We start from the raw sequence: 25,581 nt of genomic DNA on the forward strand, positions 1-25,581 counted from the left end.
AAGCAACCTTTACATATAGTGTTAAACGGAAGTATTAAATTTGATCCTTTTGATTTAATCTATAGCTCATAAATGTTAACACTGAGGCTATGAGCGCTAAGATGCCACCAGCCCACGAAAGTTTGTCTAGACTGCCAGAAGCTACGACAAATCCTCCTATTGCAGAACCTAATGCAATCCCCACATTAACAGCTACAGGGGTTAATGAGGATGCAAAGTCTTTTGCAGAGGGAGAATATCTTTCAGCTAAATCCATGAAGTAGAGTTGGACAGTTGCATTAACAGCATATAGCATGACAGCCATTAACATAATAGTCAGTAGCCCTAACCACATAGAGGACATCGTAAAATACAGAGTAAATAAGATAATGGCCTGAATAATGAACGTATAGCGCAATTTACCTAAACCGTTATGCTGAGCAATCTTGCCAGCTAAAAGATTACTAAAGATTGAAAAGAAGCCATAGATTAAGAGAACAATACCTATGTATTTCGTTTCAATACCAAGTTTTTGTTGTAAAATGGGCGTAATAAAAGTATAGATTGTGTATGTTCCAGCAATCGTAAAAACAGGAATGAAGAATGCTAGAATGATTTTAGGTTGCTTAAATAAACTTAATTGCTCTGATAGTGAACTTTTTGTTGCTTTGATATTTCGAGGTAGCACAAACATGCTGATGATAAAGGCAATCCCGCCTAAAGCTGCCGTTAACCAAAATGTCATGTGCCAATTACTCCATTGTCCAACCATTGTTCCTAGAGGTACACCCATGACGTTGGCAATGGTAAAGCCCGCAAATATGAAAGCAATGATAGAGGATCTTTTTTCTTTTGGCATACTATCATTCGCTATGGACATGGCTAATGCTGTAAGCACGCCGCTGACAACAGCCGTAACAACTCTGGAAGTTATTAAAATACCATAGGAACTAGAGAGGGCACTTACAATATTTCCGAGTATAAAGAGGGAAATCAATACTAACATGAGTGGATATTTTGCAAATCTACTAACAAAACCGGTTAGGATGGGTGTACCAATCGCATAGGCGATAGCAAATCCAGAAATCAAGGAACCAGCTGTGGCAATTGGTATACTTAAATCTGTAGAGACCTCCGTTAATAATCCTACAATAACAAATTCACTTGTTCCCATGACAAACGTTAATAAGGTTAATGTGAAGGCTAAAATTTTATGTTTATTGCTAAATGCATTTTCTTTATTCATAATCAAAAAACATCACTCCTTTATATCAATATATCGAGAAATTTCGATATATTGTGCAAATGTCTATAGCGTATCTATTTATCGTGAATAATCGATATGGCATTTTAAACAGAAACCCAATTTTAATCATTTTGGGTATCTGATACAAGAAACGAGGCAATTTGATGAATCGTTTCTTCTTTTAATTTATAATATGTCCATTGACCATGACGAAAAGATTCGAGAAGTCCAGCCTTTTGCATCATATTTAAGTAGTGAGAAACGGTTGATTGAGAAGTTTTAGCTTTCTCCTGAATATCACCAACACATACGCCTCCTTCGATACTCACTTTTGGGAAATGTTCCTCAGGTTCCTTCAGCCACTGTAAGATGTTTAGCCTAGTCTCGTTTGATAACGCTTTGAAAATTTCAATTGGTTCCATATCGCAATGATATATCGAATTATCTCGATATGTCAATTGCTAAGTATCGACATTATATTTTAAAAATGGTTGACGCCAATAAGGAAATCCTGTAATATATGTCAAAATCATAGAAAAATTCGATGAAGAAGAGAGTAATTGATGGACAACTGGCAAGCGAGTTAGGGGTGGTGTGAGCCTAATGCAGAAACCATGAATGAAGCGCACTTTGGAGAAGATTCTCGAACAAGTAGTAGAGAATAGCGGGGCGTCACCTCGTTAACAATGGAAAGTGGTCATATTAAATGGCAACTAGAGTGGTACCACGGGATTATAATGCTCTCGTCTCTAATTTTAGAGACGGGGGCTTTTTTATTTGGACAGGAGGAGGATCAAGATGAATAAACAAATCGCTGAAAGTATGGCAGAAGTAGTAAATCATCAATTAACAGCAGATGATATTGCGTCATTATTAGAAAAACCAAAAAGCTCGGAGCTAGGGGACGTGGCATTTCCTTGTTTTACCTTAGCAAAAAGATGGAAAAAGTCACCACAAACTATTGCAGCGGATATAGCAAGTCAATTAAACAATGACAATATCCAGCGTGTGCAAGCTGTTGGAGGCTATGTCAATATTTTTCTAGATCAACAAAAAGCGACGCAACAAGTGCTAAGCAACATCATGCAAGCAAAACAATCATATGGAACTAATCAAACGGGGATGGGAGCTGTCGTCCTAGATTTTTCATCTCCTAATATTGCGAAGCCATTCTCGATGGGGCATTTACGTTCAACAGTCATTGGGAATGCTTTAGCCAATATGGCAGAAAAAAATGGTTATCAAGCGATTCGCATCAATCATTTAGGGGACTGGGGTACACAGTTCGGTAAGCTTATTGTGGCTTATCAACATTGGGGTGATAAGCAAGCCATTACCGCGTCACCAATTGTGGAGCTATTAAAGATTTATGTGCAGTTTCATGAAGAGGCAGAGCAAGACCCAGCACTGATTGAACAGGCACGTGCCGCCTTTAAAGCATTGGAGGATGGCGATGCAGAGGCACTGGCATTATGGCAATGGTTCCGAGATGTATCATTAGTAGAATTTCAATCAATATACGAGTTGCTAGGAATTCACTTTGATGCTTTTACAGGAGAAGCCTTTTACAATGACAAAATGATGCCTGTTGTGACAGAACTACAAGAAAAAGGGCTCCTAGTGGAATCAGATGGGGCGTATGTTGTGGAGATGGAGGAAATGCCCCCATGCTTAATGACGAAAACAGATGGAGCCACGCTTTATGCGACACGCGATTTAGCTGCTGCCCTGTATCGCCAACAGCATTACCAGCCAGAAAAGATTTTCTACGTTGTTGGCAATGAGCAATCCCTCCATTTTAAACAACTTTTTCAAGTCATCGAAAAAATGGGCTATGCTTGGGCCAAAAATCTACAGCACGTCCCATTTGGGATGATGCTCAAGGATGGCAAAAAAATGTCGACCCGTAAAGGCAAAGTGGTGTTATTAGCAGATGTGCTAGCAGAGGCCATTGCGACGGCGAAGCGTAATATCGAAGAGAAAAATCCCCATCTTCCTAACAAGGAGCGAGTAGCCCAGCAAGTTGGGGTTGGCGCAGTTATATTTAATGATTTGAAATACCATCGCCTCAATGATATTGAATTTTCGATCGAGCAAATGATGAATTTTGAAGGTGAAACAGGTCCTTATGTACAGTATACGTATGCCCGTCTTTGCTCCATTTTAGAAAAAGCAAACGCCCCAGCTGAAGTGATGACCTTCCAGCCATTAGGAGAGCAGGCTTGGCCGATTGTTTTATTACTGGAGCAGTTTCCGAAAGTGGTAGCTACGTCTTTTGATCAGGCTGACCCGTCCCTAATAGCGAAATATGCCTTACAATTGGCCCGTTTATTGAATAAATATTATGCCCAACAGAAAATATTAGCGGATGATGAATATCAAGCGTCACGTCTAGCACTTTGTTCATGTGTTGCGATTGTCTTAAAAGAATCATTCGCCTTATTGGGCATTGAATTACCTGAAAATATGTGACATCTACTGAATCAAGATAAAAAACAGCCATTTTCAAGAAACTGTCCCAAGATTGACCGTCTATCGAAAACATGGTAAAAGGAGAGAGGAATAAATAAACAAACTCTTTCAGCAATGAATGTTGAGTGGCAGTAGAGAGGATATTGAACAAATGGCAAAAAAACAATGGACCCTTTCACTTATACTAGTGGTCATCAGTATATTTTTTGTTGCACTCAATATGAGACCTGCAGTAACAGGGATTGGCCCACTTTATAATGTACTGATGACATCCTTACATGTCTCCAATACAAGTATGAGTTTTCTGACATCCATCCCCGTTTTTTGTATGGGTTTATTTGCACCTTTGGCTGTACCGCTTCAGCGAAAGGTTGGCACGAAATCCGCCATAACATTTTTAGTGGCTATTCTCGTCCTTGCCAATGGACTACGCCTTTTACAAGAAAGCTACGCTTTGCTCATTGTGACAAGCTTTGCAGCAGGCTTAGCTATTGCGATGATTGGTCCTATTTTAAATGCCTTTATTAAGAAAAAGTTTCCACAGCGTTTTACGACTGTGATTGGCATTTATTCCTTCGGCATTGGCGTAGGTGCTACATTAAGTGCGGCCTTAACGGTGACATTTTATCAAATTTTCGGCAATAGCTGGACCGTCGCTCTGGGGATATGGGCTCTACTTGCATTAGGGGCGCTAGTTATTTGGTTATGGGCCATACCATCACAGCAAAATGAACAAGTTCTAAAGATAACGACGACTGAACATGCTCGTAATCCTTGGACATCTGGACGTGCTTGGGCGATCTTACTGTACTTTGGCTTACAAACCTCGCTGTTTTTTTCGATGATGGCGTGGCTTACACCGCTGTTGCAGGATAAAGGCTTATCACTAGAGACAGCAAGTGCTATGCTGACGTTTATGTCTATTGTGCAAATGATCGGCAATATTGCAGTGCCGATGCTCATGGAAAAATGGTCAAGTCGAATGGTATGGATACTGGCACTAGGCTTTGTAGGATTAATTGGTTTCACGCTATTATGGCTTACGTCAGGCGTCTATTTATGGCTTGCTGTTTTATTAATCGGCATTGTTCTAAGTGGTCTATTTCCGATTGGCTTATTGTTACCGCTGGATGAAGCCAAAAATGATCTGGAGGCTAATAGCTGGTCATCCATGGTGCTATCAGGTGGCTTTATGCTGAGTGCAATTATTCCCATTATGATCGGGGTTTGCTATGATATCACAGGCAATCATACATGGACTTATATCATCTTTTTACTGTTGATGGTGGGCATTATCGTATCGACAAGACTGTTAAGAAAAAAATAATCGAAGAAGACATGTGAAGCAATGCGCATGTCTTTTTTAATGAAAATTATTTTTAGGTCCAGTTATCCTCCAATCCTCATAGCAAATTTCGTATTTCATAAATAATAATAGGTAGAATGAAATACATTTAGCGGTGTTGTCGCATTTCCCTAACATTATTATAGAAATAATAATATTATGTAAACTTGAAACATCACAAATCCTTGATTATGATAGATAATAGAGAATGATGAATAGAAAGTTTTGGTGAAGGTATGTATAAAAAAATGCTCGTGTTAGGAGCGACGGCTTTCCTCGTTACAGGCTGTGACAGTCAAATAGGCACAGGCTGGTTTCAAAGTAAAAATGCGGAGGTTCAAACAGAGGGGGCAGTGACCAAGCAAGAGGAAAAAATTGTCCCAGAGGTCAAAGTCATCGGAGAGTATGGTGTTGGAGCAGGTATTATTATCAAGCAGCAGGAGGATCAGCTGTATATTTTAACAAATGGTGCATTAGTTGCTTCCAAACCGACGGCCCTTGTTCAATTTGGTCAGGACAAGCTAATGGCAGCAAACGTACATGTCATGTCAACAGCTCATAATCTAGCACTTCTACAAGTAACGTATAAAGCGAATGTGCATGTGCCAAAAACGTATGAAGGTGAGCTGAATCAGCTAGCCGTTTATGTGAATGGCTTGCCCTACACGATTCAGAAATATCAAGATAAGGTAGCGGCCTATTATATAGATGTGAAACAAGCTATGCCTTTAGGAAGTCCTGTAATGGAGGCTGAAAACGGAGCCATTGTTGGACTATATTTTAATCGTCAACAGCAAGGAGAGTCCCAGCCATACATATTGCCGATGAAGGAAATCCAATCATTCGTGGATAAATGGATTGAGGATGGCATGAAAGCCAGTGTACGATTGTCCCAATCCAAAAATTTATATCCCTATATAGAACAAGGTGACAAAGAAGCTGTACAGCAAGCAATCGAGCAATATGGTGAGAATGTGTTTGCGTATAATACAGATGAAATCAAGCTGTTTTTAGATACGTTCCATAAGCATTTAAAGGCGGCTGTGGCCATTCAGGATGCGAGTGTCATGAAACCAATTGTCGGAACAGAGGATTTACAAGAGACCTTGAATAGCATGGTTGCTTATTATGCTTCCAAACAAGCTAAGATCCATTTCTCTAATACCGATATTCAAGCTATTCGTATAGAAGGCCAGCATCTTATTCTACGTGCTAAAACGGAATATGTTTTGACGAATGCTGCAGGGCAGGAGGCACTTGCCCATTCCATCATACTGTATGAAATCGAAAAAAATGAACAGGGCGAGTACATGCTACTTCGTCTAACAAACGAGGAGTGAACTTTGCATGGAGCAAGCAAGACAAATGCTACAGCATCATTTTGGCTATGAAGCCTTTCGCCAAGGACAAGCCCAAATTATAGAACAAACATTACGAGGGCAGTCGAGCCTGTGTGTCATGCCAACTGGTGGAGGGAAATCCATTTGCTATCAAATTCCTGCATTAATGCTAGATGGGTTAACTATTGTCATTTCCCCCCTTATATCTCTGATGCAAGATCAGGTGGAGGCTTTACGTGCGGCGAACATTCCTGCCGCCTATATTAACAGTACGTTGTCGGCACAGGAAGTAGGTGAAACGATGCAACTAGCGAGCGCAGGTTATTTAAAACTTCTCTATATTGCGCCTGAGCGATTGGAAAGTGTATCCTTTCTGCAAGCACTATCCTATTTACCTGTGCCGTTAATAGCGGTAGATGAGGCACACTGTATCTCGCAATGGGGGCATGACTTTAGACCAAGCTATCGCTCCATTCAAAAGCTGTTTACACTATGGTCACAAAAGCCCGCGGTTTTAGCGCTGACAGCCACTGCGACACCAGCTGTCTGTGATGACATTCGCCAATTACTAACGATTGATGAGCAAGCGACAGTCATGACAGGCTTTTCACGTGAAAATTTGGCGCTGTCCGTACTAATTGGTGAAAATAAAGAACGTTATGTAAAAAATTATGTACAACAAAATAAACAGGAAGTCGGCATTATTTACGCAGCCACTCGAAAAGCAGTAGACGCGATTTATGACATGCTGAGTCGCTCTGGTGAAGCGGTTGCGAAATATCATGCGGGTCTGTCAGAGGACTTGCGAATAGCTGAGCAGGAGCGGTTTTTAAAAGATGAAGCACGTATTATGGTAGCAACGAATGCTTTTGGTATGGGGATTGATAAAAGTAATGTGCGCTTTGTGTTGCATTATCAAATGCCTCGTAATATGGAGAGTTATTACCAAGAAGCGGGTCGTGCAGGACGTGATGGTCTGCCGAGTGCCTGTATTTTATTATATGCTTCTGGGGACGTCCAAACACAGCGTTTTCTAATTGAACAAACACAGGATGAAGCACGTATAGCCCAAGAATTAGCCAAGCTCCAAACGATGGTCGATTATTGCCATACAGAGGGCTGCTTACAAAATGCGATTTTATCCTATTTTGCTGAAGAGCCAGAGGAGCCTTGTGGGCGCTGTAGTAATTGCAATGATGGGCGAGCAGTGACAGACGTGACTGAGGATGCACAAAAGGTGTTAGCCTGTGTGGTACGCATGGGACAAAAATTCGGCAAGACCATGGTGGCTCAAGTGTTGATTGGCTCCAAAAATCAAAAAATAACGGAATTTGGCTTTGCACGTTTATCGACCTATGGCATCTTAAAAGGAAAATATGCCTCAAAGGATGTTTCGAACTTTATTGAATTTTTAATTGCGGAAGGTTTACTTGCTGTGAAGCATGGGACATTCCCAACCATATATGTATCAGCGAATGGCAAGGAAGTACTGCTTGGCAATCGACAGGTTATGCGCAAGGAAGCTGTAGCAGTGAAGAAGCTGGTGGACAACGATCCTTTATTCGAACATTTACGCGTATTGCGCAAAGAGATTGCAGATGAAGAAAAGGTGCCACCATTTGTAGTGTTCTCTGACAAAACATTGCGTGATTTATGTGATAAGAAGCCAGCCGTACTGGAGGATTTACGACAGGTGAGCGGTATTGGTGAGGTGAAATTTGACAAGTACGGTAAGCGATTCTTTGACGCATTACAATCGTTTTTAGAAGCTTCCGTGTAATAGTGCTTATTACGTAGAAAGAGGTGTCTCTCCATTGTGAGACACCTCTTTTCATTATTGTTCCCAGTGCTTTGTTATGAATGTATCACGGCCAGAAATGGCACGATCTTGCTGATAGTGTTCCGTCTCTTTTTTATAATAATCTTGGTGATAGTCTTCTGCTGGATAGAAGCGTTCAGCATCGCGAATTTTGGTTACAATAGGTTTATCAAAGCGTCCACTATTGGCAAGCTTTTCTTTTGAGGCCTCTGCGATTTGCTTTTGCTCATCTGTGTAGGTAAAAATAGCTGTTGTATAGGATTCTCCACGATCATGGAACTGTCCATAAGCATCCGTTGGGTCAATTTGCATCCAGTAAATATCCAGGAGCTGCTCATAACTAAAAATAGCAGGATCGAATTCAATTTCGACCACTTCTAAATGGCCCGAAGACCCTTCCTTAACATCTTCATAGGTTGGGTTTTCTAAATGGCCGCCCATATAGCCAGAAGTCACTTTATGTATACCGTCCCACTCGACGAATGGCTTCACCATGCACCAAAAACATCCGCCAGCAAATGTAGCTTTTTCGATCATTTACATCATCCTTTCTTTTGTGAAAATATTATAGCATTGTTTTGCTCGAAACTGAGTAATTAGGTGTAAAATAATGATGAGATAGAAAAACATGGAATAGCTGATTGCCAAAATGAAACTTTCTAGCTAATCAATCGTTACATTAACTATATCAAAATAGAGGAGTTAGTTGTTATGGAAGAGCAAGATTATACGAGACGCTCCCAACGTCCTAAAAAACGTAAATTACGTAAAGGGAGAGCAATTTTTACACTATTATTACTGTGTATCATTGTCATCGTCGGATATGCTGTCATGCAATATCGCAGCGGGCTTGAGCTGGCGAATGATACGAAAGTAGCGCAGGAGGATTTTTCTGGAGATACAATCAAAGGGGATATTGAGAACTATTTAATTTTAGGAGTCGATACACGCGGCGAGGAAAAATCTCGTACAGATACGATGATGGTATTATCCTGGAATAAAGCAAACAATGATATTAAGCTTGTGTCCTTTATGCGTGATATTTACGCAGATATTCCAGGCTATCAATCCTATAAACTTAATACCGCTTACTACCTAGATGGTGTACAGCTATTAAAGGATACATTGACAAATATGTTTGGCTTACCGATTCATCATTATGCCCTAATTGATTTTAAAAACTTTGAATCATTAGTGGACATTTTAGCGCCAAATGGTGTGGAAATGGATGTAGAAAAGGATATGTCTGAAAATATTGGGGTAGAGTTAAAGCAAGGTGTTCATCATTTAAATGGACAGGAGCTATTAGGCTATGCACGTTTCCGTCACGATGCTGAAGGAGATTTCGGTCGTGTTGCCCGTCAGCAAAAAGTCATTGAGGCTTTAAAAACAGAGCTATTAACGCCTACGAACATGTTAAATTTACCAAAATTTGTTGGAGCTGCACAGGGCTATATAACAACCGATTATTCATCTGCTGAGGAAATGCAGCAAGTGCTTAAATTGCTATCTAAAGGTAAGGTCAACATTGAAAAAGCAACGATTCCCATCGAAGGTAGCTATCAATTCCAAAACTTTAGTCATGCAGGCGATTCCATCGTCATTGATGTGGAGCAAAACAAAGCCTTTTTAAGTGAATTTTTAGGTATTTCACTGGAGTGATGTTTCGCAAAAACCAACATTATCCTGTAATATAAAGGTAGAGCATTTGGATTGGGGTGGATATATGGAAAAAGAAAGACCAAAAGAGCGTTCAAGCCTACTAGCAACCAAGTTTATTCGTTTTTTAGGTGGTAGAAACCTATTATTTATGCTGGTGATTTTATTACTAGTTGCATGTGTTATTTTTATGTTTAATCAGGTTTCCTTTATCTTTACCCCGTTACAAGTATTATTTGAAGTAGTGATTTTACCAGGGGTACTAGCCGTCATAGGCTACTATTTATTGCGTCCATTGTTGGCGATCTTGGTCAGATGGCGAATCCCAAGAATTTGGGGGATTTTAATACTCTACGTTGCGGTTATTGGTGTCATTACACTACTCGTTGTGTTAGTTTATCCATTTTTACGCGACCAGTTCACGAACTTAGCACAGGAATTCCCAGAGTATTTCATGAAGTTTACACAAAATATCGTTGCATTCTTGAACAATTCACGTTTTAACGATTATTTAGATAAAATTAATTTTGATTACAATGAAGTGGTTAAAAACTTCACTACAGATATGGTGAAAACTGTAAGGGAAACAGCTGCAAATGTAGCACAAGGTGTGGCCACAGGTATTACGGGCTTCCTTTCAACCTTAACGGGTATTGTGCTATCACTTGTAACGGTGCCATTCATTTTATTTTACTTATTAAAAGAGGGCGAAAAATTACCGAAATTTATGCTGAAAGTGTGCCCACCACGTATGCGTAAAGAAGTCACTGAAATTTTCCATGACATGGACAAGCAAATTAGTTCATACATACAGGGGCAAATTTTAGTATCTATGTGTATTGGAGCAATGGTGACCATTGGCTTTTTAATCATTGGCATGAAATATGCTTTATTGCTTGGATTCCTAGCGATGATTACAAGTGTAGTTCCTTATTTGGGGCCAGTCATTGCCATTACACCAGCCGTTATTATTGCCCTTGTCACATCTCCATTGATGTTGATTAAGCTGGCGATTGTATGGACGATTGTTCAATTAATCGAAGGAAAATTCATTTCTCCTCAAATCATGGGGAAATCACTCAGTATTCACCCGATCACGATCATTTTCGTCTTATTAACGGCAGGCTCATTATTCGGTGTTCCTGGTGTTATTTTAGGGATTCCAGGCTATGCGATCTTTAAGGTGCTGGTGACCCATTTATTCAAGCTCTTTAAACAGCGTTACAACCGTTACGAAGATGATGTTCATCAAAAATATGATGTGTGATAAAAACAGCTACTGCCGTTTGACAGTAGCTGTTTTTTTAATGTGTGTTATCCTTATTAGTAGATTCATCAAAAGGATGGGGGAAAAGGGCATGACATACATACCGATTAATTTTCAAGAAAAATTAACTAAGTTTCAAGAGCATTGGTCTCCGAAAGTGATTGCTGAAATGAATGATTATCAATTTAAATTAGTTAAAGTACAAGGGGATTTTGTTTGGCATAAACATGATGATACGGATGAAGTGTTTATCGTCATTGAAGGGCAGCTAATCATCGAATTCAGAGATGGAGAAGTGCGTTTAAATGAAGGAGAGATGTTTGTCGTACCACGCCATGTTGAACATAAACCTTATGCGGCTTCTGAGTGTAAAATTCTACTTGTAGAGCCGATGGGGGTTATCAATACAGGCGAAGCACAATCAGAGCTAACTGGTGAAAATGATGTGTGGATTTAACATTCCTGAATAGTCATAGTAAAACCCTTCTAACAGACAAGGTTAGAAGGGTTTATTATTTTTCAAAAGCACTAGCTTTGTGCCAGTAATTGCACTTGTGCTAAGCGATCAACAGCTTCTTGAAGAAGTTCCTTTGGTTGCACCAATGCTAAACGTAAATAGCCTTGTCCAGCCGTACCAAATACGGTACCAGGAACGGTTACAACGCCAACTTGTTCAATTAATTGAAAGGCTAGTTCTGTACAGTCCATATCGAACGGATATTTTGCCCATACGAACATTCCACCATCAGATGGTGCGGCTTCCCAGCCTAATGCTTGTAAGCCGTTCATCAGGGTTTTATGACGTTCTGAGAATGTGGCACGTAAGCTTTCCGTAATTTCTTCTGCGTTATCAAGTGCGACGACTGCTGCATCTTGAATAGGCTCAAAAATACCGAAGTCTAAATTTGATTTTAATTGCTTAATAACGGCGATCATTTCAGCATTTCCTGCGATATAGGCAATACGCGTTCCTGCAAGACTAAAGCTTTTGGAGAGGGAGTTAATCTCCATACCGACTTCTTTTGCACCTGGTGCTGCAAGGAAACTAATCGGACCGTCACCTGTAAAATAAAACTCGGAGTATGCCGCATCATGAAGGACGATAATATTATATTTTTTGGCAAAGGCAATGACTTTTTCAAAATACGCTAAGGACGGCATCGCTGGTACAGGATTCCCTGGTAAGTTTAAAATCAATAGCTTTGCTCTCTCAGCAATTTCTTCTGGGACAGCGTCTAAGTCAGGTAAATAACCATTATCGGCCGTTTGAGGCATGTAATAAGGTGTTGCCCCTGCTAAGTGAATTCCTGCATCATAGGCAACATAGGCTGGGTTTGTGGATAACACGATGTCTCCTGGGTCACAAAAGGCTATCGGTAAATGGACAAGGCCTTCTTGAGAGCCAATAGTTTGAATAATTTCCGTAGCGGGATCTAAATCGACATGGCTACGACGCTTATAGTAGCGACTAACGGCTTCATAAAAACGCTGTGTGCCTGTCAGTGTGTAGCCGTAAGATTCAGCTAACCCTGCGCGATAAGAAAGATGCTCACGTATTTTGGCATGTGGAGGAAGATCAGGGCTTCCTAAGCTTAAGTCAATCAAGGTCATGCCCTTTGCTTGCTGCTCACGGGCAAAATTTTTCAAATCTCCGAAAATTGCTGGTGTAAATAATGACATTTTTTTAGATGGTACGATTTTCAAAACTAGTACACTCCTTATCGTTGTATAAAGTGCAACGTCAATCCGTAGATGATTCTCTTGTCTACGCTAATTGTTTGTTTGCACAAATCGGGCTTTAACAGACCATTGTTTGCTTACGGGCCTGTTTATGCGAGATAACAGAATAGTAGTACACATTTTATCATACTAAAGCACAGAAATGGGCAGATATTCTGAAAAAAGAAAATATTTATATAATGTAGAGGATGTGTGCATAGGCTAGCGAAAATAGATTGTCTGATGTTGGGATAAGCGACTATAAATACCTTCAAAGAGAAAATTGTATTATACTGAGTATAAAGTTTTTCAGGTGGGGAGAGCATGCATCTTAACGATTGAATAGCTGACTCAGTAGTGAACGATATGTTGCAAGATTTCACTATTGTCTGCGCCGTAACAGAAACAACCTCCTTTTACAAGATTGGACATAGACTTTGCTTACAGCTATACATACTGAATAGTATTAAAGGATAGCCATCGTATTGATGTTCCCCTATTATTGACAGTGGCAATGCTGGATGAGTATGGGCAAAACAAGCTGAATCGTTCAGCATTACGATTTTCAATTGTCTACAGCCAAGATAGGGAGGTATTAAAAAAGCTATATGCCAGCGGACTAGCGGGCATTGTATGTAAAAACCTACGCAGCTGCTGACTATGATACTATGCGGAATACCATAGTTGCGGCATGCACACTATTTCGAAGCATGTATGATACTACCTGATACGCAAACCATTTAGTAAGGGAGGGAGAGGGCAGTGAAGGTATATTCGTTAAGTGGACCAAGCGGCACAGGCAAAAGTACGAGTGCCCTTGCCTTTGCTCATAAATTAGGAGTGGAGGCTATCATTGATGATGGTCTTCTCATTGTCAATGGAATAAGAGTTGCTGGCATTTCTGCCAAATTCGAAAAAAATACAATTACCGCTGTACGACGTGCCATTTTTACGGAACAGGAACATCGTGAGGCTGTCAAAAAAGCGTTAGCAAGTCATAAGGTGCAGTCCATTTTACTGATTGGGACATCCACTAAAATGACGAATAGTATTGCTAAGCAGCTAGATCTTGGACCCATTGAACATTATTACGATGTGGAGGATGTTCGTTCCTTTAAGGAAATTCAAAAAGCTCGTTTTATTCGTCAAACGCAGGGCAAGCATGTGATGCCAATTCCTTATCGACAAGTGGAGCAAAACTTTTTTAAACGATTGGTACAAAAGGGCATGGAGATTTTTTCATCAAAACGCGAAAAAATCGGGGAAACAACGATAGTGCGACCTGATTTTCAACGGGAGTACATTGAAATTAGCAAGCATGTTTATGTTCAGCTACTGACGTATTGCTGTAGTCAACAAGCAATTGTACAAAAGGTGGAACAGGCCCAATTTTTGTTAGGAGATCAGGCTCAAGCTATTCTGACCATACAAGTAAAGCTACCGATAGATTATCCATTAGCAGCGCGTTTACTAGAGCTACAGCAGGCGGTGCAGAAGGCGTTTTATTTACAATTTGGCTATGAATTAGATGCGATTCATGTTCATGTCAAGACGGCTATACAAAAGAAAAAGGCGTGAAAAACAGGTACTCCCAACGCACTTTGCGACGAGAGTACCTGTTTTTATTTTGGTTGACGGCTGAACTGTGGCTGACGTTTTTCCACAAAGGCACGACAGCCTTCGGCGAAATCGCTGCCTACAAACGGTGAAGAGCCTTGCCATAATGTCGGCACACTATCGAGACATTCTTGAACGGATTGCTTCACAGCAAGCAAGGACTCTGGTGACATGCCTGCCACAAGCTTGCCCATGCGAATCATATATTTATTTAAATCCTTTTCGGCTACTAAGTAGTTAAGCATCCCAAGCTTAAAGGCTTCCTCCGCTTTAAACATGCGTCCTGTAAAGACTAAGTCCTTTGTGGTCGCAGGGCCAACGAGCTGTACTAAACGTTGCGCAAATTTATTGTTTATGGTGATGCCTAATTTTCCGACAGGAATGCCGAGCTTGGCTTTGTCTGAGCCAATGCGGATATCACAAGCTAATGCCAATTCTAAACCAGCGCCCATCGCAGGCCCGTTGATGACGCCGATTGTTGGAATCGGAAGGCGCTCAATTGTGGAAATGGTTTTTTCCATATGTACAAACGCCTCCTCGGCTTGTTCAAGTGAGATGGCATTGAATTCTTTAATATCAGAGCCTGCGGTAAAGCTTTGACCAGAGCCTCGTAAAATGAGTACTTTATTTTTCGGATTGTCTAATACTTGTAGGGCAATCTTTGCTAATTGATCCCACATGTTTGCGGTTAACGCATTTTTTGCCTGTGGTCGGTGAATCGTAATTATCGCTAGTCCAGCTGTTTCTTGATAAATGATTTTTGCATCTTCTGCTTCCAATCGTGTCGTCTTTACTTGCATAGTGGAAAGCCTCCTACGTATTAATGTCTATCTTTATTATATAACACAATCAACTATAAACACGAAATGATATGAATTTTCACATAAAATTGCGTTGTTATACAAGAATGTAGGGAATAGTTAGCATTTATTGTTCTATAACAGGGGAGCGGAATTTACTATTGTAAGAAAGCAAAAGATATGAGAAACTACTGTAGGAACATACGTTTCTTATGCACGTAAGGGGCATTTGAAGACTAGAAGCGGCTTGTGTATTGATATTACAGATTATCCGACACTAAATTATTATAAAATGAATTGAAACACACGCACCCAAAATATAGTAAAATAAAATGACATGACGCACAGCAAACAAGGAGGGGCAATATGGTCACACTCAAGGAAGCATGGAATAGTTACATCTTACTGCTGCAATCATTGAAAAAAAGTGCTGCCACAAAAAAGCAGTACAACATAGATGGACAGCAATTTTTAACGTTCGCCCATGAACACCAATACTTGTATGTGGATCATCAATTAAAAAATCTATTACAGCTTTATTGTGACTATCTCAAGGAAACCTACTGCAATATCAATACATTTAACCATAAAATAACGACATTGAGAGGCTTTGTAGACTTTATTTTTTTACGAGAATGGGTGACACCTTTTGATTATCAGCCCATTTTACAGCCGAAAAAAAGGCAAAAAGAGGTGCTGCAAGTACTGACCAATACGCAGATTATGCAAATTGCCAACGTTTGGCCAACCTATTTTCAATATGCAAAAACAGAGGAGCATGCTTGGCTGGCTAGACGCAATGGCTGTATAGTCCAAATGTTGATGGAAACAGGTTGTAAGCCTGCAGAGCTTGTGCGAATGAAATGGACTCATTTTAACGAAGAAAAGGCAACCCTTTTTATTGCGAATCGAAATGGCCGTCGAGAAATAAAATGTTCTCCTGTACTAATGGACATGCTAGCTCAGTATAAACTAGCGACAACAGTTTTACATGGGCAAGAGGTAGGGGAATGGGTTTGGGTAAGTGAGGCAAGTATTGTGAAGCCAATTTCAACGAAGACGGTGGAGCGTATTTTTCAAACGATGTCACAAGATATAGGAAAAAACATAAGAGCAACCGATTTGCGATATACCGTTATGCAACGGGCTTTTCAGCAGGAAAAAACGCTGGAGCATATCCAACAAGAAATGGGCTATGTGAGGAAATGGGTGCTGACAGAAAGACAGCAACGCTTCGAATAAAAGCGTGCAGTAATCGCGATTTATCACCATTACTGCACGCCTATTATAAATGATTCAATGCTTTGACACTCACTTTGACCGTTAAATCATGCTTGCCTCCACTATAAACACCTTCAACAGGGCTAATATCACTATAATCGCGACCTATACATAAAATAATATGATTTTCTAAAACTTCTACATTATTTGTTGGATCAAGACCAATCCAGCCAATACCTGGTATCATGACTTCCACCCAGGCATGTGTAGCACTATCACCAATGAGCGCTGAATTTTCATCCACATATAAGTAACCACTGACATACCGAGCGGGAATGCCTTTAGCTCGCAAAACAGCTAGCATGACATGGGTGAAATCCTGACAAACACCCCGTTTTAATGCAAATGCCTCACTTGCTGTTGTCGTTACAACTGTCGCTGTAGGATCATACTCAAAGCTAGCATATAAATATTGCATTAAATTAAGTGAAAAGAGCACTGGATTTTCAGCATGACCAATCGCATGATAAACTTCCTCTAATTGCTGATCGGTCATAAAAGTAAAATGAGTTGCTTTTAAATACGGTAAATAATGCTCATAAAATAGCTGTGAATGGAAAATGGTCTGCATTTCGGGCGAATATTGAATACGATGAATAAATGGTGCACGCTGAATACTAACAATCGAAGATGTATGAATTTCGAGTATTTGATGCTGCTCCGGTATATAAAAAGAACCAACTGTATTACCCCAAATATCCGTATGCTCACGGGTCAATGAGGAGGGCGTAATGGCAATTCGATACGATAATAATCGCTGCCGCTCATCACTGCGAGGCTTTAAACGAATCGTATTCAAGCTTTGATCGACTTCAGACTCATATTGAAAAATATTGGTATGCTGAATTTCAAATTTCATCGTGTCCGCTTCCTTCTGCTTACTGACTTGCCTGTTGAAAGGGAGCTGTGGTGGGTTCCTTTCAAGGTTGTATGCTGGGTTCATATAAATGATAAACTGTCGAAAAGGTATCACTAAAAGCTATACATTGCGACAGTCTTTCCTCCATTATAGTCATCGTTTCTTCAAGAGTCATTTGCCAAAAATCAAGATGATTGATTGCTAGGATGAGGCTACGAATGCTTGTATGCAGTGTTAAAAATCTTGAGGATAAAGAATCATGTTCAATCGCCGTAATAGCTTCCTCTATTTTCTTTAGACAAAACATCACAGAACATGGGAAATGCTCATCCTGTACTAAATAGCGAATAACCGCAAGTAAATTCGTCTGGCAATGTTTCCGCATATAAGACTCTCTTGCTGCTGTAAGCGCCAATAAAAAGCTACCATCATCCTCTAACAGGGATAGGCCCGACAGCTTCTGTTGTTCCACTATACTTAACGTCATCCGCAACGTTTTTTCTGCTCGTTCAAGCCATTTGCCAACCTGCATGAAATAAAAGGGAAGATCACGATCCATCGTGCTCTCGATTAACCCGTTCTCCATCCATAGAGTTTTTCTTACTTCCTGTAAAAATGCTTGAAGTTCAATAAGTGGGATTGGGCGTTCTCTTGTCAGTATGGCCTGTTGCTTCGTTAAATAAAAGGCATTTTGTATTTCCCATAGCTCAGTTGGTATACTATCACGCGTAACCCGTGCATTTTCTCGTATGGCACGTAATGTAACGTGGAGGGCATTGCCATTTTTCTCGGAAAAAAGTAGATAGTCAATCAATGGGTTGACACGTATGGCTGAGTAATTCGCTAAATATCCCTCCTTAGAGGCACAAATAGCTAAGACAGCCTCCCAATGATCAAGATAAGCATGTTCTTGCCCCGATTGCTCCAACATATTCAACAGCTGTACCTGTAATATATGTGCATTTGATTGTGTGCGTTCACTATACCGTGCCATCCAGTACAGCGCGTCGGCTACTCGACTTAGCATGCTGCCACTCCTCCTTTAGTATCCACGTATCCTTAGCACCACCGCCTTGTGAGGAATTTACGACAAGTGATCCTTCTTGTAGTGCCACTCGAGATAAACCGCCAGGCAACACATAACAATCCTCACCCTTCGTGACATAAACTCGTAAATCGACATGACAAGGATAGAATCGTCCATTTTGAAAGGCAGGGGCTCTAGACAATTTAATCGTTGGTTGTGCAATATATTGAAATGGCTGCTTGCTAATTTTTTGCTTAAACAAAGCAATCTCTTCCTCACTAGCATGCGGGCCAATCAACATATCATAGCCGCCAGAGGCACTCACATTCTTAATGACTAGCTCTTGAATATGTTCTAGCACCCATGCTCGTTGCTTATCATCTCCTAAATGATAGGTTTTCACATTCGGTAAAATAGGCTCCTCCTGCAAGTAATACCGAATCATCTCTGGTACATAGGCATACATTGCTTTATCATCAGCAACCCCGTTGCCAACAGCATTTAAGATGGCGACATGCCCCGCTTGATAGGCAGCCATTAAATGAGGAACACCCAATAAAGAATCCTCACGAAAGACAACAGGATCTAAAAAATCATCATCAATACGACGATAAATAATATCTATTTGCTGTAGACCATAAATAGTTTTCATATATACTTTCAAATCCTGTACCACTAAATCACGACCCTCTACGAGCTGTATATTTAAATGCTGGGCTAAAAAGACATGATCGTAATAAGCTGAATTGTACATGCCAGCTGTTAGTAGCACGGCTTTAGGCTCTCTCTCTGCTTGCATGGAAGGTGGGCGGTGCACAAGAAGTGCTTTTTTCATATAAGCGATGTGTTTATCAAGTGGTTGGATGGTATGCTTAGAGAAAAATTCAGGATACACTTCCTTCATGACATCACGATTTTCAAAGACATAGGAAATGCCAGAAGGGTTGCGTAAATTATCTTCCAATACATGATAATCACCCTTTTCATCCCGTATTAAATCAATGCCTGCTAAAAATATATGATTCGCAATCGGTACTTGGAAACCCATCATTGTTGCCGTAAAATACGGATTATTTTCAACAAGCTGTCTTGGAATAAAACCGTCTCGAATAATCCTTTGTTGCCCATAAACATCCTGCAAAAATAAATTGAGGGCTTGCACACGCTGTTTGACGCCTGCCTCAATCATGGCCCACTTCGTTTGAGGAATAATAATGGGGACACAATCAAAGGGCATTGTACGCTCAGTTCCATCTTGCGCTCCATAGACCGTAAAGGTAATTCCTTGTCTGAGAAAGCTTGCTTGTGCTTGTCGATACTTTTCTTCAAGTTGCTCCTGAGAAAAAAAGGATAGCTTATGATGAAAAGATTGATAATGAGGCTTCGGCTGATTGCCATCAAACATTTCATCGAAAAACAGACTAGAATCATATAAATTCATCATATGGATCGCCTCCGAATTCAAGTAGTAGTGAAAACATGTTACACTGTGAATAAATACATATAAGGAGCTAACAATCATGACCATCATTAATTTAATGCAAGCTTATGAATTAGATAAACTATCTAAATTAAATTTTTCAGAAGAAGAGATCTTACGCGCTTTACGTACGGGGGATGTATCAGCTTGGCAAGAACAAGTACCAAACTATGAATTTAATGAGACAATGGCTCTTTATAAAGAAGGGGAACAACAATTCTTAGAAGCGTACCATGGCCATTATCGAATCAAGTATGTAACATTGCCAGGCATCCAACGTTTATTGCAACTTCGCTTTCAATTAGAAGAAGGGAAGGATTACCAACTGTTAGAAACAGGTATCCAGCATTTAACGTGTAATGAGGAGACAGTCGCAAGACTTCAGCAAATGTTATCGACAAACTGGTCACTAACAAAACAGGCAGACGGTGCTTATTCAGTTTTTGTAAAATAATACCATTCGCGTTGTGAGACGAATCGACATGGGTAGTGACCCATCTTCTATTTTTTCAAAGCGTCTCACAGGGCAAGCGAATTGCGACTCCTCGTAACTTTGTTTTCAAGTAAATAAACAATACTCAAGCTACCAAGTAGAAGTTACTTGATATTAATCACACCGATATTGCCATAAGACATAGCCCTTTTTGACGGTTTAGTAGAAGGTGGGCAAGACAAGCATTTAAGCTGAATCAAGATGAAGTATACTAGATTTTAATATTCATTTAACGTGAACTTTATGACTATTTTCCTGCAACTGTCACAAAAGATTTAAAAGGAAATCCTCTTTTTTTAAAAAGGGGATTTTTTTATTGCTTAAAAAGAACGTTTGTTCTATATCATGAAAAAGGGCATTTTTTTCAATAAAGTTCCCAAATTTATATTTGGGAACGTTTTTTCGTGGTAAAATAGAGCAAATAGAGGTGATTAGCATGCAAAATACCAAGCAACCGAAATTCATGAAGGATTTTCTAGTTTATTTAACGACCATCAAAGGAAAATCACAGCGCACAAGAAAAGAATATGAATATGACCTAACCTTATTTTTCCGTTTCCATAAAGCAATCCAGGAGGATCTGGATATAGAAAATTTAGTAGCCATTGATATTGCCACTATTACAATAGAAGAAATTCGTGATATTACATTAGAGGATCTTTATTACTTTATGGAGTACTGTGAGGTACAGCGAGGAAATTCTGCTGCTTCGAGGGCACGAAAAGTGGCGACATTAAAATCCTTTTTCAAGTACTTGAAAGGAAAACGTCGACTTATTGAGGAAAATCCAGCAGAAGAATTAGAAACACCAAAAATTGGCCGAAAAAGACCAATTTATATGAATCTTCAAGAGGCTACTCAATTTATCGATGGAATACCAACAAATCAGGCATCACCAAGAAATTACTGTATGATGATGTTTTTCTTAAATTTAGGAATACGTGTGACGGAGCTTTGCCAGCTCAATAAAACATCTATTCAAGGACGTTATTTAACGGTTGTCGGGAAGGGCAATAAGGAGCGTACTGTCTACTTAAACGATAGCTGTTTGCAGGCACTCGCAGATTATGAAAATAGTGGGAAAACGCCTTATAAGGGGGACGGGGATGAGCCTCTTTTCGTCTCACAAAAAGGAACACGCTTTACGCGCCAAACTGTTGCCAAAATCGTGAAACGTATTAATCAACAATCAGGTCTTCAAAAGGAACGACTTACACCACATAAGTTGCGTCATACATCTGCGACTATGATGTATAAAGCAGGTGCAGATATTCGGAGCTTACAGCATATCTTAGGACATTCAAGTGTAGCGACGACTCAAATTTATACGCATATAGAGGACGAGCAGCTACAACATGTTTTAGAAAATAATCCCTTTAATATTGTGCGCGAGAGATGATTTTTACCCCTCTCTGTCGAATATAGTAGTATGCCAAATGAAGGGGGTTAACTTATGATGTTAGTAGCAAAAGAACAATTCGACGCAACAAGGGCGCAATTACTTCAAACGATTCAAAACTTAGACAATACAAGCTTTAATGACAAACCAGATGCACAAAGCTGGAGTGTAGCACAAATCTGTCATCATCTTGTGTTAGTAGAGGAAGCAGCCAAAAAAGCCATTACATGGGGATTACAAGCCCAAGAACAATCATCACCTGCAAGAAAAAATGTTCAGCTTGTTGTTTTGGATAGAACAAAAAAATTTCAAGCACCAACTATTGTGGAGCCAATAGATCAGCCTTTTACCGTTCAGGAGATGCTAGATTTACTAGCCACATCAAGAATGAATTTTCTCGCTTTTTTACAAACAATCGAAGAACCTGAAATTTTAACAAAATATGCTGTGAAGCACCCAGCCTTAGGTACATTGCCACTCGATCAATGGATTGAAATGGTTTATTTACACGAGCAGCGTCATATCGAGCAAATACAAGAAATAATGAAATAAACATATGGTAAGTAAGTATAGAGGGATTTGAGCACACAAGTGTGAGCCAAATTCCTTTTATTGTTATATGTTTTTTCTATCATAACCTCTTGACGTGCTACATAATCTGTTATATATTAAATAAAAATAACAACAACTGTTATAAAACAGTTTTCAAATCAAGGAGGAATTTTTAATGACAAAGTATCGAGACGGCTATGAATTTTATTGTGAAATGTGTGAGCGTTATGGATTAGAGCCAATTTCTTTCCGCTATTATGTATTACAGTTATCACAGCAACAACTGTCTGCTTATAACATGCAAGCAAAACAATTAGGCATTTAAAGGACGTGGTTATGACGGAAGCCGACGTGAATATTTTATGAAAAGCCCAGCCATACTAAATACAATGGTTTGGGCTTTTGTGATTTATAAAAGAAATTTCAGATAATTTATTGACAAGCATTACACTCTGTTATATATGTTTAGAAAATAATAATGCTGTTATATAACAAAAATAAAAAACCACATTTAGTAGCAATCATGAAAGGAAGTTAGAAGGGTGACAGATTATCGAGAGGGTTATGAATTTTACCGCCAAGTATGTGAGGAGCACGGACTCGAGCCTATTAATTTTCACTATTATATTTTAAATTTATCGCAAGAGCAGTTACATGCATATAACCAATATGCAAAATCATCAGAAGAGTCAATCGAATATGAGGTTTCTTAACTTGTAAAATACCTTATTACCTCTGTGGGTTCGTAAGGTATTTTTGCTTTCACAAAAAATTTACATAGCTGCATTCTCTTTATCTAGCATAATTGAAATTTGTATTTAATAGATAAATAGCCTAAAGAAAGCACTTTCAATAGTACAAAAGTATCAAAAAACTTTACGATTAGGTAAATTCAGGGTGTTTATAACCGCTATTTTTTGGCTATTTTCTCATAAATCCTCAAATAGGGCTTTAGATGTTTTTGATATTTGGGTTGAATTAACTGCTTTTCTAAGACTATAATATAATTACATAAAAAAGGGCGATATACCACAACTTTATACCTCGCTGTAAGATAAAGCAAAAGTACCAAACCCTTCATATTTTAATGAACGGAGAATGAAAATGATGAATATCACGCCTAATAGCATTAATCAAATGAACTATAGTCTAAAAGAATTACAAGATATCTTTTCCGCCATGAATAGTTCCATCATTGTAGCGATTACCGATCGTACCGGGAAAATTACGTTTGTTAATGATCATTTTTGCAAAATTTCGAAGTATACGCGTGAAGAATTATTAGGTCAAGATCACCGTTTACTTAACTCAGGCTTCCATCCTAAATCTTTCTTTAGAGAGATGTGGAGAACAATAGGTAATGGTGATATGTGGAATGGCGAGGTGTGCAATCGTGCGAAAGATGGCAGTTTATATTGGGTAAAGACAACGATTTTCCCATTCCTTGATGAAAAGGGAAAGCCTTATCAATATATCGCCATTCGCGTCGATATTACAGCGCAAAAGGACATAAAAAAAATTACCCATATTGCCTATCACGATGAATTAACAGGACTGCCAAATCGTCGTAAACTAGAACAGCGTTTAGAAAATGAATTCCATCAATCTCGACGTACAGGAGATAAATTTGCGTTATTTTTCATTGATGTGAATCGATTCAAACACATTAACGACGGGCTTGGTCATATTATCGGCGATATGTTTTTAGTGGAAATGTCGAATCGTCTACGAAATGTTGATTATACATCTAATTCATTCTATCGCCACAATAGTGATGAATTTGTCATGATTTTAAATGACGTCAGTCGCATTGACGAAATGGCCAAAGAAATCATTAATGTCTTCAATGAAAGTTTCATCGTCGATACCTATGAATTTTATGCAAGCATCAGTATCGGCATTAGTATATTCCCAGATCATGCAAACTCTGTAGAAGAATTATTGAAAAATGCGGATATTGCCATGTATGCAGCAAAATCTACGCGTGGAAATCAGTACCGTTTATACCGTGACAATATGGATGAAGCCAACGATAAATGGCTTCTATTAGAAACAAAATTACACCAAGCATTAAAACAGGACCGCTTAGAATTACATTACCAGCCTAAAATTGATTTAAAAACAGATACGGTCATTGGCATGGAAGCCTTGCTACGCTGGTATGATCCTGAATTAGGTCATATTCCACCAGATCGTTTTATTCCATTTGCAGAAGAATGTGGGCTTATTAATGATATCGGTGTTTGGGTATTACATAAAGCCTGTGCTCAAGCTCGTTTTTGGAATGAAGCACATAATTTAACATTGCGCGTAGCCGTCAATATTTCTCCGATTCATATTAGTACAAGTAGCTTTGTGGACATGGTGTGTGAAGTCATTGCAGAAACAGGCATTGACCCACACTTATTAGAAATTGAAATTACGGAAATGAGTATGCTTGATTATACGGAAGATTTAATTGATACGATCAAGCAATTACGGGCATTGGGCATTACGATTTCATTAGACGATTTCGGGACAGGCTATTCATCGTTAAACTACTTAAAAAAATTCCCTGTGGATGTCCTTAAAATTGACCGTGCCTTTGTCCGTGACATTGTGCCTGAAAAATCAGGGATTGCGATGATTTCAGCTATGATTTCCTTAGCACATGCTTTAAATCTTCAAGTAGTTGCTGAAGGTGTCGAGGAAGAAGCTGAATTGAACGTACTTCGTGAGCATGGCTGTGAGTATGTGCAGGGTTATTATTTCAGTAAGCCATTGTCTGTAGATGATTTTACAGATTTAATCGTTAATTCTGTGACAAAATAGACCAGTTATGAATTGCTATTCCTGAATGATTTTGCTAAAGTGGGATAAAGCCAAACAGTTCAGACAATATTCAATTTGATGATGTGGCCAAGTAAGTAAGAATTGTGAGACAGAAAATATAGCAATTGCTGAGAGCTATATCACCGCTTCTTTACTGAACACCTACCACGGAGATGTTATGCAAACATAACCGAGTCGTTTTCGTTACCAAACGTGAGAGGGTTTTAAGTTCTACTTAAAGCTAAATCAAGGTGGTACCACGTCTATCCAGCACAAAGACGTCCTTATTCAGAGGACAGCTTTGTGCTTTTTCATTCAGCTTGATAGTAACAGCTCGCTGAAACAAGCTAAACGCCCTGGTAGATGGCACTGTTTTTCTTACACCAAGGCAACAATGATTTAACAAAAATTGGAGG

23 protein-coding genes and 2 other annotated features are annotated in these 25,581 nt (G+C 39.4%); of the genes, 15 read left to right on the forward strand and 8 right to left on the reverse strand.

The window, feature by feature from the left end; all coding sequences use genetic code 11:
* Nucleotides 1-34: 34 nt before the first annotated feature.
* Both NST76_RS10895 and NST76_RS10900 read right to left on the reverse strand, forming a co-directional pair.
* Entirely contained in the window at nt 35-1,225 is a 1,191-nt protein-coding gene (locus NST76_RS10895; protein WP_342545264.1) for an MFS transporter, read from the reverse strand.
* Nucleotides 1,226-1,347: 122 nt separating this feature from the next.
* Nucleotides 1,348-1,647, reverse strand: coding sequence for a metalloregulator ArsR/SmtB family transcription factor (locus NST76_RS10900; RefSeq protein ID WP_036125983.1), 300 nt, complete (start codon nt 1,645-1,647; stop codon nt 1,348-1,350).
* Nucleotides 1,648-1,760: 113 nt separating this feature from the next.
* Nucleotides 1,761-1,979 (forward strand) — a binding site (T-box leader).
* 38 nt (nt 1,980-2,017) lie between these two features.
* On the opposite strand from NST76_RS10900, the gene argS reads away from it, so the two are divergent.
* The 4 genes from argS (at nt 2,018) to recQ (ending at nt 8,162) form a co-directional block, all read left to right on the forward strand.
* Nucleotides 2,018-3,697, forward strand: coding sequence for an arginine--tRNA ligase (gene argS / locus NST76_RS10905; protein ID WP_342545265.1), 1,680 nt, complete (start codon nt 2,018-2,020; stop codon nt 3,695-3,697).
* A gap of 151 nt (nt 3,698-3,848) precedes the next feature.
* Entirely contained in the window at nt 3,849-5,024 is a 1,176-nt protein-coding gene (locus NST76_RS10910) for an MFS transporter (protein WP_342545204.1), read from the forward strand.
* Between the two features lie 254 nt (nt 5,025-5,278).
* Nucleotides 5,279-6,382 (forward strand): hypothetical protein, encoded by a 1,104-nt coding sequence (locus NST76_RS10915; protein ID WP_036125975.1) that lies wholly within the window; start codon nt 5,279-5,281, stop codon nt 6,380-6,382.
* A 7-nt stretch (nt 6,383-6,389) separates the two neighbouring features.
* Entirely contained in the window at nt 6,390-8,162 is a 1,773-nt protein-coding gene (gene recQ, locus NST76_RS10920) for a DNA helicase RecQ (protein WP_342545205.1), read from the forward strand.
* Nucleotides 8,163-8,216: 54 nt separating this feature from the next.
* Here the strand turns inward: recQ and msrA are convergent, their stop codons facing one another.
* The gene (msrA, locus tag NST76_RS10925; RefSeq protein WP_082673741.1) at nt 8,217-8,738 is read right to left on the reverse strand and encodes a peptide-methionine (S)-S-oxide reductase MsrA; all 522 of its coding nucleotides are present in this window, start codon (nt 8,736-8,738) and stop codon (nt 8,217-8,219) included.
* 174 nt (nt 8,739-8,912) lie between these two features.
* On the opposite strand from msrA, the gene NST76_RS10930 reads away from it, so the two are divergent.
* From NST76_RS10930 to NST76_RS10940, 3 genes are all read left to right on the forward strand, one after another.
* Complete coding sequence (locus tag NST76_RS10930; RefSeq protein WP_036126458.1) at nt 8,913-9,863, forward strand: LCP family protein; 951 nt, start codon at nt 8,913-8,915, stop codon at nt 9,861-9,863.
* Between the two features lie 64 nt (nt 9,864-9,927).
* Nucleotides 9,928-11,127: an AI-2E family transporter gene (locus NST76_RS10935; protein ID WP_058844423.1), complete on the forward strand. Its 1,200-nt coding sequence runs from the start codon at nt 9,928-9,930 to the stop codon at nt 11,125-11,127.
* A gap of 91 nt (nt 11,128-11,218) precedes the next feature.
* Nucleotides 11,219-11,584: a cupin domain-containing protein gene (locus NST76_RS10940; RefSeq protein WP_342545206.1), complete on the forward strand. Its 366-nt coding sequence runs from the start codon at nt 11,219-11,221 to the stop codon at nt 11,582-11,584.
* 71 nt (nt 11,585-11,655) lie between these two features.
* On the opposite strand, the gene NST76_RS10945 is transcribed toward NST76_RS10940, so the two are convergent.
* Complete coding sequence (locus NST76_RS10945; RefSeq protein ID WP_058844421.1) at nt 11,656-12,831, reverse strand: aminotransferase class I/II-fold pyridoxal phosphate-dependent enzyme; 1,176 nt, start codon at nt 12,829-12,831, stop codon at nt 11,656-11,658.
* A 777-nt stretch (nt 12,832-13,608) separates the two neighbouring features.
* On the opposite strand from NST76_RS10945, the gene NST76_RS10950 reads away from it, so the two are divergent.
* The gene (locus NST76_RS10950; RefSeq protein WP_342545208.1) at nt 13,609-14,424 is read left to right on the forward strand and encodes a hypothetical protein; all 816 of its coding nucleotides are present in this window, start codon (nt 13,609-13,611) and stop codon (nt 14,422-14,424) included.
* 44 nt (nt 14,425-14,468) lie between these two features.
* Here the strand turns inward: NST76_RS10950 and NST76_RS10955 are convergent, their stop codons facing one another.
* Nucleotides 14,469-15,263, reverse strand: a complete 795-nt coding sequence (locus NST76_RS10955) for an enoyl-CoA hydratase/isomerase family protein (protein ID WP_036126440.1) — start codon at nt 15,261-15,263, stop codon at nt 14,469-14,471.
* A gap of 366 nt (nt 15,264-15,629) precedes the next feature.
* Between NST76_RS10955 and NST76_RS10960 the strand changes: the two genes are divergently transcribed.
* The gene (locus NST76_RS10960; protein WP_342545209.1) at nt 15,630-16,505 is read left to right on the forward strand and encodes a site-specific integrase; all 876 of its coding nucleotides are present in this window, start codon (nt 15,630-15,632) and stop codon (nt 16,503-16,505) included.
* Between the two features lie 43 nt (nt 16,506-16,548).
* Here NST76_RS10960 and NST76_RS10965 read toward each other — a convergent pair whose 3' ends face one another.
* From NST76_RS10965 to NST76_RS10975, 3 genes are all read right to left on the reverse strand, one after another.
* Nucleotides 16,549-17,403, reverse strand: coding sequence for a transglutaminase family protein (locus NST76_RS10965; protein WP_036126429.1), 855 nt, complete (start codon nt 17,401-17,403; stop codon nt 16,549-16,551).
* Nucleotides 17,404-17,464: 61 nt separating this feature from the next.
* Nucleotides 17,465-18,430 carry an alpha-E domain-containing protein gene (locus NST76_RS10970; protein WP_342545210.1) on the reverse strand — a complete coding sequence of 322 codons (966 nt, stop codon included), beginning with the start codon at nt 18,428-18,430 and terminating at the stop codon, nt 17,465-17,467.
* A complete protein-coding gene (locus tag NST76_RS10975; RefSeq protein ID WP_342545211.1) occupies nt 18,384-19,874 on the reverse strand; it encodes a circularly permuted type 2 ATP-grasp protein in 1,491 nt (496 codons plus the stop codon). The genes NST76_RS10970 and NST76_RS10975 overlap by 47 nt, the downstream gene beginning before the upstream one ends.
* Before the next feature lie 76 nt (nt 19,875-19,950).
* On the opposite strand from NST76_RS10975, the gene NST76_RS10980 reads away from it, so the two are divergent.
* From NST76_RS10980 to NST76_RS11005, 6 genes are all read left to right on the forward strand, one after another.
* Nucleotides 19,951-20,364 carry a hypothetical protein gene (locus tag NST76_RS10980; RefSeq protein WP_036126425.1) on the forward strand — a complete coding sequence of 138 codons (414 nt, stop codon included), beginning with the start codon at nt 19,951-19,953 and terminating at the stop codon, nt 20,362-20,364.
* Nucleotides 20,365-20,839: 475 nt separating this feature from the next.
* Complete coding sequence (locus NST76_RS10985) at nt 20,840-21,802, forward strand: tyrosine recombinase XerC (protein ID WP_036126422.1); 963 nt, start codon at nt 20,840-20,842, stop codon at nt 21,800-21,802.
* A gap of 57 nt (nt 21,803-21,859) precedes the next feature.
* Complete coding sequence (locus NST76_RS10990) at nt 21,860-22,354, forward strand: DinB family protein (protein ID WP_058844467.1); 495 nt, start codon at nt 21,860-21,862, stop codon at nt 22,352-22,354.
* Between the two features lie 175 nt (nt 22,355-22,529).
* Nucleotides 22,530-22,679, forward strand: a complete 150-nt coding sequence (locus tag NST76_RS10995; protein ID WP_036126419.1) for a hypothetical protein — start codon at nt 22,530-22,532, stop codon at nt 22,677-22,679.
* Nucleotides 22,680-22,896: 217 nt separating this feature from the next.
* Nucleotides 22,897-23,067 carry a hypothetical protein gene (locus NST76_RS11000; RefSeq protein WP_058844418.1) on the forward strand — a complete coding sequence of 57 codons (171 nt, stop codon included), beginning with the start codon at nt 22,897-22,899 and terminating at the stop codon, nt 23,065-23,067.
* Nucleotides 23,068-23,458: 391 nt separating this feature from the next.
* Nucleotides 23,459-25,165, forward strand: coding sequence for a GGDEF domain-containing phosphodiesterase (locus NST76_RS11005; protein ID WP_271913421.1), 1,707 nt, complete (start codon nt 23,459-23,461; stop codon nt 25,163-25,165).
* Between the two features lie 69 nt (nt 25,166-25,234).
* Nucleotides 25,235-25,454: a binding site (T-box leader), on the forward strand.
* Nucleotides 25,455-25,581: the final 127 nt, after the last annotated feature.

This window comes from Lysinibacillus sp. FSL W7-1291 (assembly GCF_038593415.1).
Classification (GTDB): Bacteria; Bacillota; Bacilli; order Bacillales_A; family Planococcaceae; genus Lysinibacillus; species Lysinibacillus fusiformis_D.